Below are 19,076 nucleotides of genomic sequence, written 5' to 3' on the forward strand. Positions count from 1 at the left end.
GAAAGACCGAGTCACAGTGACTCGGTCTTTTCGTCATACTCCCGCTTTACTATGTGCTCATAGAAGGCGTAAGGGATTGCGACTCTGAAACTTGCCTCATTGCGTGAGCGATGTCTTCCGCTTCGGTGCCTACAATCACCTGAAGATTATTGTTGCCCATTTTCACCACACCAAGCGCACCAATCGATTTCAACGTCTCTTCGTTCACGACTGACATGTCATTGAGTGTTAATCGTAAACGAGTGATACAAGAATCGATCGTTGCCAGATTCGCTCGTCCGCCCAGCGCTTTGACGTATTGCAGCGCTTTTTCATTGCTGGTTGCTTCATTGCCTTGCTCGACCTGCACATCTTCACGACCCGGTGTTTTGAGGTCAAATTTTAAGATGGCAAAACGGAACACAAAGTAATACATCGCACCGAAGCAAAGACCTTGCAGAATCAGCATGTAAGGTTTGTTGGCCAACGGCAAGTTGAACGACAACACAAAGTCAATTAATCCGCCGCTGAATGTGAAGCCCGCAATCCACTGCATACTTGCAGCAATGTAGAGTGATAGCGCCGCTAGAAGAGCGTGGATGACGTACAAAACAGGCGCAACGAACATAAACGCAAACTCAATCGGCTCTGTGACTCCGGTCAGAATCGCAGTTAGTGCAGATGCGCCCAAAATGCCGCCAACTTTCTTTTTGTTTTCAGGCTTCGCGCAGTGATACATCGCCAAACACGCGGCTGGCAGACCGTAGCCCATCACAGGGAAGAAGCCACCTTGGTAGATGCCCGTAACACCGAGTTCACCGGTACCCGACCAGAATTTACTGATGTCATTGATCCCCACTAAGTCAAAAATGAAGACTTGGTTAAGGGCATGATGCAAGCCAATCGGAATCAAGAGTCGGTTAAAGAAACCATACAAACCAGCCCCTGTCGCGCCAAGCTCGGAAATCGCGATACCGAAGTCCACCAGTGCGCCGTAGACAACAGGCCATACATAAACCATGACAAGACTTATGGTGATCGCAGTAAGAGAGGTAACAATAGGGACGAATCGTCGACCACCAAAGAAGCCAAGTGCAGCTGGAAGCTTGATTGTATGAAAACGGTTATACAGCGTCGCAGCCACGATACCCATCATGATCCCAGTAAAGGCACTCACCGCCGCTTTCGATGCAATGACCTCGGATGAAGACATCTGATCGACAGGAACACCCGTTATCTGTGATATCACGGCAACATTGCCTACAATCATCTCGATAATCAGTAACCCAAGCAATCCCGACAAAGCAGCCGCGCCATTGTTATCCTTGGCAAGCCCGTATGCGACACCAACCGCAAACAACCAAGCTTGGTTGTCCATAATGCCCTTACCGCCGTATACGAGTATTGTTGCGAGCGCACTGTTCGCCCCCCAGCCCGCTGGGTCTATCGCGTAGCCTAAACCCAGCATTAAGCCACCTGCTGGTAGCACGGCAATTGGCACCATCAACGCCTTGCCGATTTTTTGTAAGTAACCGAGTATATTCACCTTTTGTCCTCTTGGTTAATTGTTATAACTCTAAAATAACCAAGTGAGGATTAAGCCTCGGTTGAGGGAAGATTAAGGTTTGTTAATGTAGTTTAAACCTCTGAATTTGACGATGAATTAAAAGAGAACATCCTAACTTCATCACGGGGCTGCCACCCTTGGGATTGATAAAATGCCTGCGCCTTTGGGTTGTCATTGGCGACAAATAAATGGGTTTTCGCAATCCCTATCTGTGCAAGCGCGTTAATGGATAACGAAACCAGATGTTTACCGATACCGCTGCCCCTTTCTTCATTGCTCACCGCGAGGTGTTGCAAGTAACCTCGTCGACCATCGGTACCCACAAGTACGCAGCCAACGATAACTTTGTCTTTTTGGGCGATATAACTTAGCCCCGGGTTTCGAACTAGGTACTGTGAAATACTCTGCTTGGAGTCAGCGTCTCGGAGTAGCATGTGCTCGGTTTCACGCCATAGCGCTGCGACTTGGGCGTAATCGGAAATATCCATTTCTCGGTAGGTGATCATAGTGTTCCTTGTCTTTTAATGACTCTGTGTAACGTGTTGTTTTCTCAATCGATTAGACGTGTGTTTGAAAGAATACAACGAGAGAAAAGAAGAGAACAGTATGTTGGCATCAGGAATACTTTGCCAGCCCCTAGAGCAGGGGCTGGTTTAGGAAGATTAAGACTCTAGGTTACCTTAATTTAAAATTGGCAACTTGACGCTTCAAATCATCATTGGTGTCATTGAGCCGCTCAGCCGCTTGAACCGTTTGCTGACCACTGCTGACTAATGCTTCAACGATATCTCGAATCGACAGCATGTTACGGCTTAGCTCTTCTGCCACCGTACTTTGCTCTTCGGTTGCTGCCGCTATTTGAGTGCTGACATCATCGATCTCATTGACCGAGTTACTCATCACTTTCAGGCTTTGAGAGACTTCAGAGGTTTTATCCGCCGTCTCTTGGCATTGATTCTTGGTCGCCGTCATCGCCGTCACCACCGTTTCTGTCCCGCTCAATAGTTGGCTCAGCATATCGGAGATTTCCATGGTGCTGTTTTGTGTTCTTCCTGCCAGTGCTCGCACTTCATCCGCAACGACGGCAAAGCCGCGTCCCTGCTCACCCGCTCGCGCTGCTTCAATCGCCGCATTGAGCGCAAGCAAGTTTGTTTGCTCAGAAATTTCGCCAATCACACTAAGAACGTTACTGATCTTATTCGCATCTTGATTCATGGTCATAATGCTGTTGGACATCTCTTCAACTTCAGTCACTAGCGCACTCACCGTATCTACCGCATTGTTGACGATAGCCAACGATGATTGTGCCTCTTTGCTCGCTTCCTCGGTAATACGGTTAGATTGAGTCACGTTTTCAGCAACGTTGCGCGCACTTTCGCTCATTTCAGTAATTGCGGTGACCACTTGCTCTGTTTCCTGCGAATGAGATAGCAGCTTCGCTTCGTTGTCGCGTGCCGTTGAACCAAGTTGACTCACACTCACCGAAATATTTTGGCTGGCATCGGAGATGTGCAGCATCATCTCTTGCAGGTTGGCAACAAACTGGTTAAACCCTGCACTCATTTGCGCCAAATCATCATCCCCTTCAACCGCGAGTCGTTGGGTTAGGTCGCCATTACCCTGAGAAAGGTCCAATACAGCGCGTTTCAGCTTGAGTAAAGGACGATAAGCGTAACGCAAAATAAAGAAGATAGCGCCGCAACTCGCGAGTAGCAGTATAAATCCTGTCGTCAATGACTCGTACATCGCGCTGTAAACTGGGGTCAGTGCTGTGGCCTGATCCACAAACACCATCAACGTCCAATACATGCCCGGCGCTAAGTTGACCCGCTCGAAGTAACCATCAAATTGAATACCCAGATAAGGGAACGTCATATGACCGGATTCTTGTGAAAAGAACATACGTTCCATTTCTTGAAAGTTAGGGCTGATTTGCGACGGTGTTCTGCCTATATCCGATGGGTCGTCACTGGCAAAAAAGACCGCATTTCTATCCGTGAGGGTCGCCGCCCCACCAGCAAAACGCAGATTGCTCACCGCGGTAATGATCTCTCCCAGTTGGATGTCGCCAAGCAATACCCCGACAAACTGACCGCCATCCATGACTGGCATCGTAACGCTGATCACTTTCTGATTGGTCACCTGATCTTGATAAATATCAGTTAGCGTCACTCCACCTTTGGCACGAGCCGCTTTGTACCAATCTCGCGTCCTGAAATCGTACTTAGTGCCGTCGATGTACATGTAAGCTCGGCCATCTTCGTACGTCATGATCACATTCGACAATTGACTACTTCGCGCCAAGATAGTCACCAACCTTTGATTGGCTTCATCACTCAACTGCGAATTAAAACTGTCTGCTCCATTTTCTATCGCCGTGATCTTTTGCTTCATCATTTGCTCAAGTTCTGCGACATGAAAACTCAGTTTGTCCGACGTTTTAGCTACCAAGCCTGTGACCATTTTGTCGCGCATTGCTAAAATATTGAGCGTTCCAAGAACAATCAATGACACAGCCAGCAAACTACCTACACCTAGGTATATTCTTGATTTAAAGCCTAAATTCATAGCCAACTCCACTCACCTCATGAGCCGTTTCAGAGTTAGGTACGATTGCCAGTCATTTTAATTAGTACCGCGCAGTACACGGTGTTTACCGGTCAACCTTCCCTAGCCAACACTGAGCCACCAAACAAATTACGCAACCCAATGCCTATAACTACGTTTAGTGTCCATCTGGCAAATATTCAACATTCAATCGATAATTTGGCGAAATAATTCTCACTACTAACTTTAAACTCATTTAAATAGCGAATAATTGCGCGCAGCGACACGATTTAACATCTTACCAATTTGGAATCCAGATCACTGTCTATAGTCACCTATACACGACAGATCGTGTTGGCTAGGTGGCGAAAAATGGCTCTCGCCACTTGTTCCTGAGACAAAAATAGAATCAATCTTGGAGCAAAAATATGAGTGACAACAAAGAAATAGAGTACGGACCTAAGCGAATCCCTTGGGAGCATCAAGTCCCTGACTTCGCCAAAGAGAGGATCTCGCCTCCATCGGCGGATCCCATTCAAGTTTACGCAGAGCGAAACTACGATTTTCACTACACCGAGCAAGCCATCAATGGATTTGATGTCGAGCTCCCCCCCTCTGGCCAAAGCTGCCAAGAACAAAACAGTGTTTACGAACAAATCCTTGCTTACGTTGACTCACAAAAAGAGCGCTTTTTAGGCTATCAAACCGAAGAGAATATCAGCTATAAAACTCGCCTTGCCCCTTTTCTTAACGTTAGCCTAAACAACGTTGGCGACCCCTTTGTTAATGGTAACTACACCATCAACTCTAAGTGCGTCGAACGCTCAGTGCTCGACTATTACGCGTCACTTTGGAATGCCACTTGGCCCTCACAAGGTCCTTACATCGACGAAAATGGAGACTTTCAAAAAGGGGTTGGCGACAGCTATTGGGGTTATGTGCTCACAATGGGGAGCACCGAAGGAAACCTGTATGGAATGCTCAACGCTCGAGACTATCTAAGCGGCGTGATGTTACTTGAAGAAGAAATCCGCGCAGAGACAGACAAAGGCGAAACCATCTGCAACAATCAGGTCTACGCTCACTACCCTAAAACCCCACAACACAAACCCAACGCCTATACACCCGTGGCGTTTTTCTCAGAGGATACCCACTACTCAATCGTAAAAGCGATGGCGGTTGAGAAGATCGAAACATTTGGCGATCTTGGCAATCGACTCTACCCCGATGACAACCCTGTTAACCCTGGTCAACCTTGGCCCATGGAAGTGGAATCTGAAGGACCAACCGAGACACTACCTGCGGGCTCTGGTGCAATCGATGTGGATAAACTCATCGCGTACGTCTCATTTTTCGCTTCCAAAGGCTATCCTATTTTGATTGTTCTTAACTGCGGAACCACATTTAAGGGCGCTTACGATGATGTCGACACCATTACCCAACGGCTAGAGCCCATCTTGAAAGACCACGACCTGTGGGAGCGCGAGGTGCTTGTTGACCCTGACGATCCAACCAGCGGATATGAAAAACGAACAGGTTACTGGCTGCACATCGATGGCGCACTAGGCGGAAGCTACGTACCCTTTATTAAAATGGCAAAAGAGAGTGGCCGTTACCGAACCTTCTTTGGTGGAAATAACGGCTACACAGGTCCAAACTTCGACTTTTCTAACCCTATGGTGCACTCAATTGTTACCAGCGGGCACAAATGGCCAGGCGCGCCTTGGCCAACCGGTGTCTATATGACCAAGCAAAAATACATGGTCTCACCGCCGGATGATCCAGAGTACATTGGCTCTCCAGATACAACATTTGCTGGGTCACGAAATGGGCTTTCGCCGCTGGTTCTATGGGAATACTTCGCTAGAAACAGCTTTACCGACCAAATGAAAATGACGATGCGAGCCCAAGAGATGGCGCTTTATGCCCATAGTAAGCTCACTGAAGTTGCCAAGTACTGGGACGAAAAGTTCAAGGGTGATGAAAACGTCTCTTTTCCGAAGAAACTTTGGTTACAAAGAACACCGCTGTCATTGTCGCTGATTTTCTGTCAACCCAACGAAGAGATCATCTTCAGATACTCGCTGGCGAAAGAAAGCACCACGGTAAAAGTGGAGAGAGATGGCAAGCTCGAAGATGAAGTGCGTCATTACGTCCACCTCTTTACGATGTGGGATGTTGATGAGCAACTGATTGATAATCTTTGTCAGGATTTGATGCAAGATGATGCGTTCAACCCCGACCTATTCCCTAAGGTAACCAGTCAGAAGTTGCACAAAGCGCGTGTTAAGAATTCACTTCGTCAGGTGCGTTTACCTCTCAAAGGACGTTCTTTCCGCTAAGTGACAACACAGACCTCTTGTCGCCTTACAACAAGAGGTCTTTACCCATCTTCAAATTGATTTAGATCAACAGAAAGTCAATTATTGATCACATCAATAGAGCGCGTCATTTCGAGAGAAGCTGGGTTTATCGTTTGAAGATTAGAGAGTTATCCAACTGAGTGTGCAGTCCAATGGAATAAACGAAAGTTTAGGTGGTTTTTTTGCACATAGATAAACTGGCTATCACTGTCTAACCTTTACCTCAATGTTTACCAAAGTTGGAGGGACTCCTTTTGGATAAGTTACTCACATCTGCATTTCATGCAAAACGTCGCACGGAAGTGACAAGCTTGTTTGCAAGTGAAGGTTATAAGATTGCTATGACAGATTTTGATGATGTCATTTTCGAAAGAGCCAGCGTTCAAGTGCACTGCCACTTTGATCGCTCTGCATCGATAGAGACCATCTCGATTACTGATGAGGTTCATCACGAATCACACAGTATCCTAGATGATCTCACCGCAGCCTAACGGATAAGATTCTCCGCAGCTCTTGAGTAAAAACTAAAAAGCCATCGTATCAACCTACTGCTTCAAACCAGTTAGGCGACGATGGCTCTTACTTATTCAGCAACACATTTATGTCAAATACAATATAGTTCGATATTTTTAAGAAAGCCGTCTAACACTCAGTAGTGACCTTCATCTCAACCACCAGCGCATTGCTTTCTTACTATTCCCACTATCTATCGCTCACACCCAGCCTATTTAGCGTGCAAACACCGCCATCGTTAGTGCTGTTTCGTTATTTGGAATAGCATACAAACATTCAAATTTCACTGGATTCCTTGCAATAAAACACTGTATTATTAGAACAACGTTTGCGAGGACACCCTATGAAAATCATCATATTGCATGGACTCTATATGCATGGAATGGTCATGCAGCCTCTGAGTCGAAAGCTACGCAGTTATGGCTATAGAACAAAAGTCCTGACCTACAATAGCGTTGCGATCAATCAACACCGTTTGTTTAGTATGATCGACAATGCGCTCAGTCCAACAATGCCAAATATACTTGTCGGACACAGTCTGGGCGGTTTGGTGATCAAACAATACCTGCAATCTCGCCATCCAAGCACCACCAAGATTTCACACGTAGTGACCATAGGTTCACCGCTTAGAGGCGCCTCGATTGTGACTCGCTTACAAGAACTTGGCATGGGCACATTGCTAGGCAATTCCCCTCACTTTGGACTCAGCGAACATCATGACGAATGGTCTTATCCGCAAAAGCTCGGCAGCATTGCTGGAACCTTGCCTATTGGTGCTCGAGCCCTACTGTTGATGGACAGACGGCTTCCTTCAGACGGTACGGTCACGGTCGAAGAAACCAAGATCCGCGGAATGACGGATCACATAGAGACGCCAAAAAGCCACACTAGCTTGATTTACAGTACTTTCGTACCAGACCAAATTCACCACTTTATTGAAAACGACGTATTTCAGCACTAACGCGTTGAAATCGCTTCAGATTAGATGTCGACTGTCGACATGATTGAAGTTCAACAGTATTAAAAATGGTAAAATTATTTATGCGTAAAGACGTTGTCATCGGGTTGTTGTTTATGGCGATGAGTTTGCTTGGTGTCATTTTCGTGCTCGCAGGTGATTCACAAACTCCTGTCTCGCACTGGCCACTAGAAGCATTTGAAGGGCTGGTATTTTCTCTCGCTTGGGGGCTAGGTCTGTCTGACCTCAATGCTATAGTGTTGAGCCTCATGCTTATAAACCTGTTTGCCTTTATCGCCTTTGTGGTTGGGCGTCAGCTTTCAAGAAAACTATAAATAAAAACAGCCGCTTTGCGCGGCTGTTTTTGATTTAAACTACTTTGGTTCTGGCGTTAGCGTGTATTTGGTCTTTACACTATCGCGGCCAAACGCTTCGGCGATTCGATGCTTAAGGTCCGCCAGTGAGATCGAATCAATCATGGCATCCACGTCTTTTATCGCTTTAACCCCATAACCGTGAATTGAGTAGCGAGCGTAAAACCAAGTACGATCAACTGGCTCATTTTTCAAAGGATGAAGAGCGGTTGAAAGTTGCTTGGCGACCAGTTGAAAGTCTTGCTCACTCACGTTGGTTACAAGCTCGCTAACCACTTTATCGACGGCGACTTCAATTTTACCGATATCATTAGGGGCCACTTGCGCCTCAATAAACCAGTCCGTGCTTGGCTCTTGGTCTGCTGCAACCGAATAAGCGTCAGGCGCGTAGTCTAATCCTAGTTCTTCACGAACGTAGTTCGTAAGTCGTTTAGACAATAAGCGCTGAATCATATCATCCATAAACGCGGTTTTGGCGCTGCTTGCCTGAGCGTTAGGGTTGACCACACGAAGCAAGTAAATGCCGTTCTGTTCATTGTGGATAGCCAAGTCGACACGGGGCGACCAATCCTGATTGTAGTGTGCCTGATAGCTAGGCGCCGACACCTTTTCCAATGGGATAGAAGCGATAAAATGCTTCAGCAGCGGTGTCACCTCTTCTGGCTTCATGTTTGCCACGATCACAAGCTGAAAACCGCGATCTTTCGCAAACAGCTCATGGTGAACTTGGCGAATTTGCGCTTCATCAATCGCAGCATAAGCAGGTGCCGTCAGGAAGTAGTGGCTACTTGTCGGTCGGTAGCTGTTGCGGTTAATGGCTCGCTCCCATTGACCATATGGCGTCGCTAGATAACGCTCCTGATTGTCATACGTCTCCTGCTGAAGAACACGAATTTGCCTTGGGTCCACATTGATGTTGGTCGAGATGTTATAAATCACTTTCAGCGCATCAGCGAGTTTATCTTTCGCCGCTCCCATCTCGATACCGTGATGGGTGAAATTAATAAATGGATAAACCTCTAAGTTGTTCTTGGTTAGAAATGCATCAAACTGAGTGCCGGTAAACTCCCCAACACCACTTCTCACCACAACGGGGATTGCAAGTTGAGAAGCAGCAAATAAATCCGGGTTTAGCGCGGCTTTCCCCCCTTGACTCGCATAGACAATGTTAACGGTTTCTAGCGTCGTAGGATCATTCTGGAGCCTAACTTGAATGCCGTTAGAGAGCGTCCAAAGGTGATCGCCAAACTCATCTACTCCTTGAGATAAAATCGCCCCCGTTTGCGATGGTTCCGCCAGTTCTTTTGCCGTTGGCAGGAGCGTAACAGGTGCAGTGCCTGGCTGTTTAAGCGCTTTACGAAGTAAGGGAATTTGCTCTGCAAGTTGATCCACAGACTCTGCTTCATCCGCACCAAAAATCACAGAGTAGTCACTTGTTAACAGTGACTGAACCTGTTCATTGACTCGCTCTAAGCTAGCCAGAGCAATAAGCGCTTGTAAACTTTCTTGGTAATCTTGCTTAGACTGACTGCTTTGCTGGGTAGAAATTCCCCATACGCGATCTTCAGCAAACGTAATTGCATCCCGCTTACTCCAGTTGTAATCGAGATCATCGACCAATTGCTGATAGTAAGCCAAAGAGGTATCTAGCTCTTCCTGAGTCACGCCGAAGTCCCGCAGTGAGGCAAGCGTTGCAACGAACTTGTCTTGCACCTGCTGACGAAGCTCCATATTAAAGGCGACAGAAAATAACGCATTGCGTTGATAGTTCATGTAGTAGGGAGTGATCGCCATACTCTGAAGTGGGATGGCCGCTTCTTGATATACCGAGGTCATGCGTTGTTGCATGATTTGCAGGGCAATCTCATCCAGCCATGACGCAAGCAACTCTTCTCGCGTTTCTACTTTGGCTAGCGCTCGATTCATAACCAAGCTCAAACTCGGTGCCTCAAACTCGCCTACCGTGTCGGTATAGTCAGTAAATGCGAGTGTTGTTGCCTCTATGTGGTTGTCACTTACCGATGCTTTCTTTTCCCACGTAGAAAAATGTTTATCAAGTAACTGCTTAGCCTGCTCGACCGTTACATCGCCTGTAATAACAACTTCAGTAAACTGAGGCTGATACCATTTGCTGTAGAAAGCGCGGATTGACTCAGCCGTCGCTTCATCCACTGACGACTGATTACCGACAGGGTCAAGGCTTTCTAGGCTCGTCCCTGCAATCAAATGATCGTAGTACTTTTCCGCTAAACTTTTGTGTTCAGGGCGGGTCCGACGAATTTCTCCTTGAATCACACCCTTCTCTTTGTCGATTTCCGTTGCTGACAAGGTTAACCCATCGGCAATGTCGCGAAGCCACAACACGCCTTCATCAAGCTGATTCTTGTTCGGCAAATCAAGCTTATAGACGGTTTCGTAATAACTGGTGTACGCATTGATGTCAGCACCAAAAGTTAAGCCCGCTTTTTCAAACAAGTTAATCACGTCGTTGGAGCTGAAGTTCTTACTGCCGTTAAACGCCATGTGCTCTAGAAAGTGGGCGTATCCGCGTTGCTCTGCAGTTTCATGTGCCGAACCGACATGAACGTACATTCGCAAAGAAACAGGTTCACTGGTGGTTGGATAAATGTGGAACTTTAGCCCGTTGCCAAGCTCTCCTTTCGTCCAATTGGTGTCAGGTTGGATCGGTGTCGTCATTTCGGGTTGAGAGCAACCGACCAAGATCAATGAAAAGAACAATAGAATAATTCGCATAGCCATACTTCTGTTGGTAATTTGCCTTGAAATATAACCCAAACAACTGTTTTTGTTTATAAAATTCAGATCATTTATAGAACATTACCCGTAATTGCAGCAAATGATGTTTGGTGATAATATCAATCGCAATTCGACGATAGACTATCTATATTATGTCCCGACAATGTAATCTCACCAATCAACAGGCGCTCGCATCAACACAAGCGCAACTCGAACAAGAAGCACAGTTCGCTATGCAAGCAAAGGCGTTGTCGCACCCTGCTCGCGTTCGAATCCTAAAAATACTGTGCACACTCGATAAACTCGGTGGTTGCCTCAATAGCGATTTGGTCTCTGAACTTGGCTTAGCTCAATCAACGGTCTCCGAACACCTTCGAATTCTCAAGCAAGCCAACTTTATTCATGCACAGCCCAACCCACCCAAGGTGTGCTATCGCGTGAATCGAGAAACGATCAGCCAGTTCAACCACTTGTTCGACGCTATTTTTAATTAATCTGACATCTCCTTGGCGTATAACGGTTTTCATCAAAGCACAATGAAAATATCGCCATTCGACGATAAACGAAATAAGGCAAGATTATGACCACACAAGCATTAACCGAGAATGCCGCAAACAATATGAGTTTTTTGGATCGTTACCTAACCGTCTGGATTTTCGTAGCCATGGCGTTAGGCGTTGCGATTGGCGTCTTTTTCCCTGCAGTGGCGCAGCTAAATGAAACGCTATCAGTAGGCAGTACCAATATACCGCTGGCGATTGGACTCATCCTGATGATGTACCCGCCACTTGCAAAAGTGGATTACTCATTGCTAGGGAAAGTTAAGCAAGATAAGCAAGCCATCGCGCTTTCTCTTATCATGAACTGGATTGTCGGCCCTATCTTGATGTTTATTCTGGCGATTACATTTTTGGGTGATCACCCAGGTTACATGGTCGGGATTATTTTGATTGGTTTGGCGCGCTGCATCGCCATGGTTTTGGTTTGGAATGATATCGGAGGTGGTAACAAAGAGTATGGCGCCGCACTGGTCGCGATTAACAGCGCATTCCAAATTGTGACTTACAGTTTTATGGCATGGCTATTCATCACGGTATTGCCTCCTCTTTTGGAGTACCAAGGGTTCGCTGTCGACATTTCTATGGTCGACATCGCGCAAAGTGTGTTGATTTATCTTGGTATCCCTTTTATCGCTGGTTTTTTGAGCCGTAAGATTCTGGTTAGTCGAAAAGGCGAACAGTGGTACAACGAGGTGTTTATTCCGCGAATTTCACCAATCACTCTTATCGCCCTTCTTGCGACTATCGTTCTGATGTTCAGTTTAAAAGGCGATATGATCGTTGAACTCCCGATGGACGTCCTGCGTGTTGCTTTACCGCTGGCCATCTACTTTGTTGTGATGTTCTTCGCCAGCTTCTACATCGGTAAGAAACTGGGTATCGACTACGATAAGAACGTCTCTATTGCGTTCACCGCAACAGGAAACAATTTTGAACTGGCCATCGCCGTGTCGATTGCGGTATTTGGCATCAATTCCGACCAAGCGTTCGCAGGGGTGATTGGTCCACTAATTGAAGTGCCTGTGTTGATTGCGCTGGTAAATATCGCCTTAAGATTAAAAGCCAAGTACCACCAATAAAAAGCGAATGTAAGAAGAGGAGCTCAGTGCTCCTCTTTAACAACTTGATGATACATTAGCATTGATGGCCGTCACACGAATCCATCAGTTCGCACACCTCTTCTAACGGCATCGGTTTGTAAAAGTAGTAACCTTGAATCAAAGAAATACCTTGCTGAGTCACGAAGTCTAACTCTTGCTCTGTTTCGACGCCTTCAACAACCGTTTTTGCCCCCGTTGCTCGAACCAACTCTGTGGTTAAGCGAAACAGCTCTCGGCCTTTCTCCTGCGTCAAGTTCACAACCAAAGATCGGTCAATCTTAACCTTATCAAACTCGTACTTGCACAGATAACCGATCGACGAATACCCCGAGCCAAAATCGTCCAGCGCGATTTGAATACCAAGCTCACGAAGTGATTTCAACACACTACTCGTCGCTAACTCATCTTGAATCAGTAGCTCTTCGGTGATTTCAAACTCAACCTGAGTAAAATCAACATCGCTCTGTTCGATAAGTTTACTCACACTCGCAGCAAATCCGTTGACTAAAAACGTTTCAGGAGAAACGTTAATGGATACTTTAAAGTTAGGGTTACTCGCAAGATCTCGCACTTCATAGAGCGCTTGCTTGATCACCCACAAATCCAGTTCAGACGTCAGCCCCAACTTGTTAAAGTAAGACAAAAAGGTCGGCGGAGTGATCACCCCATCGTGACTACGGTGCCTTACCAAGACTTCCATCGAGCAAACGCACGATTTGTTAATATCGTACTGAGGCTGATAGTAGAGAACAAAATCGCCATTTTGCTGCAAATCTCTGATTGCCTTTTGAGCCACAAGATTACTGCTGACGTGCGGGAACAGCCCATTCACACTGCGCCCACTTCCGACCTCCTCGTAGTTGAAAAAGTCATCACAAGTCTCTTTCGAAAACAACTTGTTTGACCCAGCTACTTGATCCATCTGCTTAAAGAACGGCAAGTAGATTGCCATACCAATCACTATGATCACGACTTGAAGAATGCTCGCGGCAATATCGCCACTTGTCGCGAGATACCCACTCAGCAATGGAGGCGTCATCCAACTGATAAATTCAGAAACCGGTGCCACCCAACCCATTGAAATCGCAAAATACGCGAGTAAGATTCCCGTGATCGGCGCGAGCATAAATGGAACAAGCAGCACCGGGTTAAAGATGACGGGCAAGCCGAACAGCACAGGTTCATTAATGTTAAACACACTCAAAACCAGTGCTGCCAAAGCCAGTGCGCGATACCCTCTGTTTTTGGCAAAGAACAGCATACAAAATACCAAACTGAGCGTATTACCTGCCCCGCCGATACCCGCGTAAATGTCGTAAAAGTTACTGGTGAGAATGGGCAACGGCGTACCAAACTGCGCATTCATCTCAAAACTTGATTGAGTCAGTGCATACAGCTCAGATTTGTATGGCGAGAAAATAATGTGCCCATTGATGCCAATCGACCAGAACAGATTCCTTAGGAACTCATACCAAATCGCGTCAAACAACGAGTGAGTATCAAGAGATGGCAACAAGCTTTGTATATACGAGTTGGTTTCTAGCCAGTAGCCAACCGCATAGCCCGCGCAAACATACAAGGTGACCAGCAACAATGTACCTAATACCAGGTTGAGTGACTGATCGACAACATTTGGCAACTCCGAACGGATGATCCAATTCTTAGAGATTAATCCCCTCACGCTAAACGCTATTAATGCGGGAGTGATGATCGCCAAAGGATAGTTGGATGGCAGCACAGAGCCCGCATGTAGCAATCCCCACTCGTTACACAAGATGATGTAAATAAGCAAAGACGGAGTAATGACGGTGGTGCGGGACAGACGATGAAGACGCGCCAAAAAGTCTGAAAAATAGACAAGCAGCAAGATCGGAAACATTTTCCAAACTAAGGTGCTCACGAACAGAACATGGCCGCCGATTTTTTCAAACCCAATGACGTTTAACCCATTGCCAATCAACATACTGAATGCAGAAAGCAAGGAGACTGGCAGCAACATTACAAATACATTACACAAGCCATTTAAGTACGCGTTTTCTGATACTCGCACGAAAAACGCATACATGGGCTTGTTATCAAACAGGAACTTCATTGACTAAGCCTAAGGTCAAATCACAGTTTACGACATGCTCCCGTCTATGAGTTGCCCTACCAAATCGGTCTTAACTGCCCATTTTGATAGCTCACCCACGGGTGCGTTTCTGCCCTCTAATCAAGAGCAAGGCTTATATAAGTAGCGAGTCCTTAATTGTAATTATTCCTGAGCACTGCACGAAGTGAGCGCTGCGCAAATATCAGATATAAGCAACCAGGCGCACCATACTCGCTTTCAATCATCAGATCGAATCACAGTTTCTATCGTAACAACAAAACTCACCTTTGCTGAATCGATATAGCTAGCGGTCAGCGGGATGATTAACCCCATCGTGAGTGACGACGTCACCAATATCGAACGGGTTAACACCCTCAAGGCACCCTAGGTTATAACCGAACTCATCGGGTACCGAACGTCTTTGATGATGGGTATAAATACCGCAGTATTTGCAGAAGTAATGCTTAGCAGTATGAGTATTGAATTGATAAAGCTGAAGCGCCTCTTCTCCTTTGAGGATTTTGATCCCGTCAAGCTTAACCGACGCAACAATAGCCCCTCGACGTCGGCACATAGAGCAATCACAACGCCTTGGTTTCTCGACACCATTAGGCAATGTCAGCTCAAGCTCCACACTGCCACAATGACATGTGAGCAAATGCTTCTCTTTGATTTCCGTTGGACCAATTTTCTTGAACATCCTTGTTCTCCTTAGCCAGTCTTATTATTCGTCGGTTTCTTTGGGAAACCTTTCTTCATAAAGCGCCATAAAATCAGCACGAATGTCCTGCTCTAGATGGGTCGCTTTGTCGGTTGGACAAAACAGCATGAAATGCACAATCTGCTCACCCGTTGCACCACTAGTAATGTGGATATGTGGCTCTGAGCCTGGCAAGTCAACGCCTGCATGCTTTTCGATCACCGTGTTGTACCTTTTCGCTACGTCGCTGAAATAGCTGATGTGCCCGTCGATTTTCTCCATGATGTCAGGAATCATTGGGTATAGATTGACAAAAGACGGCACAATAATCGAAAAATCATGGTAGACATAACGCTTCATGAAATTGAGATTTTTGACTGGGTAGGTGAAGAACATGCTGTTTGGCAGCGTTGCCGTTTTTCCGGTGTAATGGTAATGACCGTGGTATAAGTCGATTTCTTGGATCACCGTCGCCATCATATTATGTTCAATCACTTCACCACATATTTTCCCCACTTCAATCCAGTCGCCAATTCGGAATGAACGAGAGCTGGCTCTTTGAATCGAGCCCGTAAAACAGAGAATGATCTCTTTCGATGCGACAACAATAGCAACGGCAATGGCCGTCACCGATAAGGCAAATTCATTAATCTCAGATTGCCAAAGGACAAATAACAGTAAAACGGTGAGGACAAACGAACCATTCTTCGTTCTCGACATCCAATGACGCTGCTTTTCAGAAACAAAAGCGACATCGCCTCTGATTTTCCATAATATGGTTCGGCGAACCAATACTACCAACACCACAATCAGTGCGGTAAAGACCAATTTATGAGTGAGAAGAAAATCAATAACGACCTGTACTTTCTCCATACTCGCTCCCTCTCTAATTATGATTAAAGGGGCACATAGCCCCTTTAAATTATTCGTATTTCAGAAAGGTAACTTCCCACACATCCCCACTCGGGTCTAGTGCAATATGCCAATATTGTCGAGTGGTTAGCGCACTTTCACTCCCAATGATGTACTAGGTAGTGTCTAACAAGCCAAACGGAATAGCGGCTTAATCATTTATAGCGGGCAGAGGTAATAAACTGACCAAACGTTTCACACCATACAATGACCGTGTTGTAGTTGGCCGTTTCTACACTTTCAGGGATCGGTAACGAAAAACGATCGAAGGTTTTAACATCGCCAATTTGCACCATGGTGGATTTGTTTTGCAAGAAAGCCTGTTCCGTTTCAATGAACAGTGGTGAGAGGTAGAGCTTGTAATCAGGGCCAGGGGCAAGTTTGCCCACAAAGCCAATATGGTCATCACTGATGGAGACGGATCCTTCTCCCCAATGCAAAAAATCGCTGTCTTGTCTGTCGCGTTGAAACGTTCCAGTGTACAACGCGTTGTTCGTTACGCTTTGTACTTCATGCATCGCGGGGGACTGAGGTTGGGTAAGGATAGGCAGCGCGTAAATACCAAGAGCAAAGCCTATCCCACCAACAAGTAGGTGGCTGGCAACAAGTAAGATCCGTTTCATCATTATCGTGTTCATTTCCAATGGGCCTAAATTTAATGTACACGATAATCAACAAGATATCAGTGTTGCACCAAGTAATTATTGATAGCGCAACGCGGTTTTCTCTGCCAATGTGACGATCACTTGCACCGCTTGCTCCATCCCTTCAATACTGATGAATTCATGAATGCCGTGGAAGTTGTACCCGCCAGTGAAAATGTTCGGGCATGGTAGCCCCATAAATGAAAGTCGAGCGCCATCGGTGCCGCCACGAATAGGCTTAATTTGAGGCTGAATATCACAGGCAATCATCGCCTCTTTAGCGAGCTCAATAATGTGCGGGTGAGGCTCAACCATCTCCTTCATGTTGAAATAACTGTCAGTAAGCCGAAGTTCCACACGTCCTTTGTCTAGCTTTTCGTTAAGTTCTGCGACCTTTTGCTCCATGAACGCCTTGCGCTTTTCTAAGCCATCTCGTTCAAAATCACGAATGATGTAACCCAGTTCACTGCGAGCAACGGACATTTCTGCAGATTTTAGGTGATAAAAGCCCTCGTACCCTTGGGTTGTTTCTGGAGTTTCATCGGCGGGCATCATAAGTTGAAACTGGGCCGCGATATTCATAGCGTTGACCATTTTATCTTTCGCGGTTCCAGGGTGAACATTGGTGCCGTAGCAGATCACATCCGCGCTGGTCGCATTGAAGTTTTCAAACTCCAACTCACCAACAGGTCCACCATCAATGGTATAAGCCCACTGCGCACCAAACTTTTCAACATCAAACAAGTTAGCACCGCGGCCAATTTCTTCATCTGGAGTGAAACCGATGCAAATGTCACCGTGAGGAATATCCGGATGAGCGATCAACTCTGCGATCGCAGAGATAATTTCCGCGATACCCGCTTTGTTGTCTGCGCCCAGTAGCGTCGAACCATCTGTCGTGATCAAATTGTGCCCATGTAACTTGTGCAGTTCTGGATACTGAATCGGTGAGAGCACCTCATCGCCCTTTCCTAGCGCGATATCGCCCCCTTGATAATCTTCGATAAACTGAGGGTTCACATTCTCACCCGAAGCGTCAGGGGCGGTATCCATATGAGCGACAAAGCCAATTGCAGGCACCTCGTAAGCTACATTACTAGGTAGTTTTGCCATTAGGTAGCCGTTTGAGTCGAGCGAAACATCCGCCAGACCTAACTCAATGAGCTCCTGCTTTAAGAACTCTGCAAACGTGTATTGGCCTGGGCTGCTTGGGCATTCTAGATTGTTCGGGTTCGATTGAGTGTTAAACGTGACGTAGCGTAAAAAGCGTTGAACAAGTTCATTCATAGCAATATCTCTAACTTTTATGGTTTTAGTTCGTAATCTGGCCCCCATCCTACGCCTAATGTTTTAGAAAATTTTGCTATAAATCAGGTTTTAAGCGATCAGCGCAATACCGTGCATAACCACAACGCCCGATGTTAAACGGATTCGAAGCGTTTCATAGCCATTTGGTCCACGCTCTTGTTCTGAGTTCCTTAAGGCAAGCTCTGCGAGCAACACTAGCCCATAACTGACCGCGAGCAATATGAGCGCTAACCCCACATTGCTCCGCGCTAAAAGTAAGACGCCCCACGAAAGAATGGCAAACAAGTTACTGAGCAGCAAAGCGTTGCGGCTCATTCGATGTTTCGAATGATCAATAGCGTTCCCCCATAAAACGCCAGAGAGGAAACTCAGAATTACAACACTGTAAAACACAAACATTTCCAGTCCGCCTACGCCGAACACACTAATGCTGTTAAGTTGCAAAACCAACCCTACGGCAAAAGGAACTAAGCCAAGGTAACCCAAACTCAGCATCGTTGAGCGTGGTTGTTGCGTGCTTTTCACATTCATATCAATCTCCTTATTCGTCGCCTTTTATACGTAAAAAAGCCCAAGAAGTTTCCTACTTGGGCTTTCAATGCATCATTTAGTTAGTACTTAGAGAAGGATAAAAATACCCGCTAAACACGCACTCATTAGGTTGGCTAATGTACCCGCTGATACCGAGGTTAGCAACTTAAC

At 46.2% G+C, this 19,076-nt stretch carries 16 protein-coding genes; 6 read left to right on the forward strand and 10 right to left on the reverse strand.

Features of this window, described 5'->3' with window-relative positions:
• Window positions 1-49 precede the first annotated feature (49 nt).
• From nagE to ACUALS_RS18920, 3 genes are all read right to left on the reverse strand, one after another.
• Complete coding sequence (nagE, locus tag ACUALS_RS18910) at window positions 50-1,525, reverse strand: N-acetylglucosamine-specific PTS transporter subunit IIBC (protein WP_331399260.1); 1,476 nt, start codon at window positions 1,523-1,525, stop codon at window positions 50-52.
• A gap of 92 nt (window positions 1,526-1,617) precedes the next feature.
• A complete protein-coding gene (locus tag ACUALS_RS18915) occupies window positions 1,618-2,052 on the reverse strand; it encodes a GNAT family N-acetyltransferase (RefSeq protein ID WP_038193234.1) in 435 nt (144 codons plus the stop codon).
• A 169-nt stretch (window positions 2,053-2,221) separates the two neighbouring features.
• Window positions 2,222-4,114 (reverse strand): methyl-accepting chemotaxis protein, encoded by a 1,893-nt coding sequence (locus tag ACUALS_RS18920; RefSeq protein WP_454449393.1) that lies wholly within the window; start codon window positions 4,112-4,114, stop codon window positions 2,222-2,224.
• A gap of 407 nt (window positions 4,115-4,521) precedes the next feature.
• On the opposite strand from ACUALS_RS18920, the gene ACUALS_RS18925 reads away from it, so the two are divergent.
• The 4 genes from ACUALS_RS18925 (at window position 4,522) to ACUALS_RS18940 (ending at window position 8,262) form a co-directional block, all read left to right on the forward strand.
• Entirely contained in the window at window positions 4,522-6,435 is a 1,914-nt protein-coding gene (locus ACUALS_RS18925; protein WP_454449394.1) for a pyridoxal-dependent decarboxylase, read from the forward strand.
• Window positions 6,436-6,710: 275 nt separating this feature from the next.
• Window positions 6,711-6,947, forward strand: a complete 237-nt coding sequence (locus ACUALS_RS18930; RefSeq protein ID WP_005472369.1) for a hypothetical protein — start codon at window positions 6,711-6,713, stop codon at window positions 6,945-6,947.
• A 365-nt stretch (window positions 6,948-7,312) separates the two neighbouring features.
• On the forward strand, window positions 7,313-7,930 hold the full coding sequence (locus tag ACUALS_RS18935; protein ID WP_005472388.1) for a PGAP1-like alpha/beta domain-containing protein: 618 nt from the start codon (window positions 7,313-7,315) through the stop codon (window positions 7,928-7,930).
• A gap of 65 nt (window positions 7,931-7,995) precedes the next feature.
• A complete protein-coding gene (locus ACUALS_RS18940) occupies window positions 7,996-8,262 on the forward strand; it encodes a hypothetical protein (protein WP_454449395.1) in 267 nt (88 codons plus the stop codon).
• Between the two features lie 39 nt (window positions 8,263-8,301).
• Here ACUALS_RS18940 and ACUALS_RS18945 read toward each other — a convergent pair whose 3' ends face one another.
• Entirely contained in the window at window positions 8,302-11,055 is a 2,754-nt protein-coding gene (locus ACUALS_RS18945; protein ID WP_454449396.1) for a M16 family metallopeptidase, read from the reverse strand.
• A gap of 155 nt (window positions 11,056-11,210) precedes the next feature.
• Between ACUALS_RS18945 and ACUALS_RS18950 the strand changes: the two genes are divergently transcribed.
• Window positions 11,211-11,552: an ArsR/SmtB family transcription factor gene (locus tag ACUALS_RS18950; protein WP_038141114.1), complete on the forward strand. Its 342-nt coding sequence runs from the start codon at window positions 11,211-11,213 to the stop codon at window positions 11,550-11,552.
• Window positions 11,553-11,638: 86 nt separating this feature from the next.
• Window positions 11,639-12,697 carry an ACR3 family arsenite efflux transporter gene (arsB, locus tag ACUALS_RS18955; RefSeq protein ID WP_454449397.1) on the forward strand — a complete coding sequence of 353 codons (1,059 nt, stop codon included), beginning with the start codon at window positions 11,639-11,641 and terminating at the stop codon, window positions 12,695-12,697.
• 55 nt (window positions 12,698-12,752) lie between these two features.
• Here arsB and ACUALS_RS18960 read toward each other — a convergent pair whose 3' ends face one another.
• The 6 genes from ACUALS_RS18960 to ACUALS_RS18985 form a co-directional block, all read right to left on the reverse strand.
• Window positions 12,753-14,810 (reverse strand): EAL domain-containing protein, encoded by a 2,058-nt coding sequence (locus tag ACUALS_RS18960; protein WP_454449398.1) that lies wholly within the window; start codon window positions 14,808-14,810, stop codon window positions 12,753-12,755.
• A 304-nt stretch (window positions 14,811-15,114) separates the two neighbouring features.
• Window positions 15,115-15,510 (reverse strand): GFA family protein, encoded by a 396-nt coding sequence (locus tag ACUALS_RS18965; RefSeq protein ID WP_454449399.1) that lies wholly within the window; start codon window positions 15,508-15,510, stop codon window positions 15,115-15,117.
• Window positions 15,511-15,534: 24 nt separating this feature from the next.
• A complete protein-coding gene (locus ACUALS_RS18970; RefSeq protein WP_005472427.1) occupies window positions 15,535-16,383 on the reverse strand; it encodes a mechanosensitive ion channel family protein in 849 nt (282 codons plus the stop codon).
• Between the two features lie 194 nt (window positions 16,384-16,577).
• Entirely contained in the window at window positions 16,578-17,045 is a 468-nt protein-coding gene (locus ACUALS_RS18975; RefSeq protein WP_039481642.1) for a DM13 domain-containing protein, read from the reverse strand.
• A 78-nt stretch (window positions 17,046-17,123) separates the two neighbouring features.
• Window positions 17,124-18,353, reverse strand: coding sequence for a peptidase T (gene pepT, locus ACUALS_RS18980; RefSeq protein WP_005472206.1), 1,230 nt, complete (start codon window positions 18,351-18,353; stop codon window positions 17,124-17,126).
• Window positions 18,354-18,443: 90 nt separating this feature from the next.
• On the reverse strand, window positions 18,444-18,905 hold the full coding sequence (locus ACUALS_RS18985; RefSeq protein WP_005472416.1) for a DUF3429 domain-containing protein: 462 nt from the start codon (window positions 18,903-18,905) through the stop codon (window positions 18,444-18,446).
• Window positions 18,906-19,076: the final 171 nt, after the last annotated feature.

Source organism: Vibrio sp. NH-7, from assembly GCF_053643215.1.

Excerpts from the sequence above, each read along its gene's own strand:
- ACUALS_RS18970 (WP_005472427.1), bottom strand. The coding sequence starts at position 16,383 with ATGGAGAAAGTACAGGTCGTTATTGATTTTCTTCTCACTCATAAATTG.
- ACUALS_RS18950 (WP_038141114.1), top strand. The coding sequence starts at position 11,211 with ATGTCCCGACAATGTAATCTCACCAATCAACAGGCGCTCGCATCAACA.
- ACUALS_RS18935 (WP_005472388.1), top strand. The coding sequence starts at position 7,313 with ATGAAAATCATCATATTGCATGGACTCTATATGCATGGAATGGTCATG.
- ACUALS_RS18945 (WP_454449396.1), bottom strand. The coding sequence starts at position 11,055 with ATGCGAATTATTCTATTGTTCTTTTCATTGATCTTGGTCGGTTGCTCT.
- ACUALS_RS18960 (WP_454449398.1), bottom strand. The coding sequence starts at position 14,810 with ATGAAGTTCCTGTTTGATAACAAGCCCATGTATGCGTTTTTCGTGCGA.
- arsB (WP_454449397.1), top strand. The coding sequence starts at position 11,639 with ATGACCACACAAGCATTAACCGAGAATGCCGCAAACAATATGAGTTTT.
- ACUALS_RS18915 (WP_038193234.1), bottom strand. The coding sequence starts at position 2,052 with ATGATCACCTACCGAGAAATGGATATTTCCGATTACGCCCAAGTCGCA.
- ACUALS_RS18940 (WP_454449395.1), top strand. The coding sequence starts at position 7,996 with ATGGTAAAATTATTTATGCGTAAAGACGTTGTCATCGGGTTGTTGTTT.
- ACUALS_RS18985 (WP_005472416.1), bottom strand. The coding sequence starts at position 18,905 with ATGAATGTGAAAAGCACGCAACAACCACGCTCAACGATGCTGAGTTTG.
- pepT (WP_005472206.1), bottom strand. The coding sequence starts at position 18,353 with ATGAATGAACTTGTTCAACGCTTTTTACGCTACGTCACGTTTAACACT.
- ACUALS_RS18965 (WP_454449399.1), bottom strand. The coding sequence starts at position 15,510 with ATGTTCAAGAAAATTGGTCCAACGGAAATCAAAGAGAAGCATTTGCTC.
- ACUALS_RS18920 (WP_454449393.1), bottom strand. The coding sequence starts at position 4,114 with ATGAATTTAGGCTTTAAATCAAGAATATACCTAGGTGTAGGTAGTTTG.
- ACUALS_RS18925 (WP_454449394.1), top strand. The coding sequence starts at position 4,522 with ATGAGTGACAACAAAGAAATAGAGTACGGACCTAAGCGAATCCCTTGG.
- ACUALS_RS18975 (WP_039481642.1), bottom strand. The coding sequence starts at position 17,045 with ATGAAACGGATCTTACTTGTTGCCAGCCACCTACTTGTTGGTGGGATA.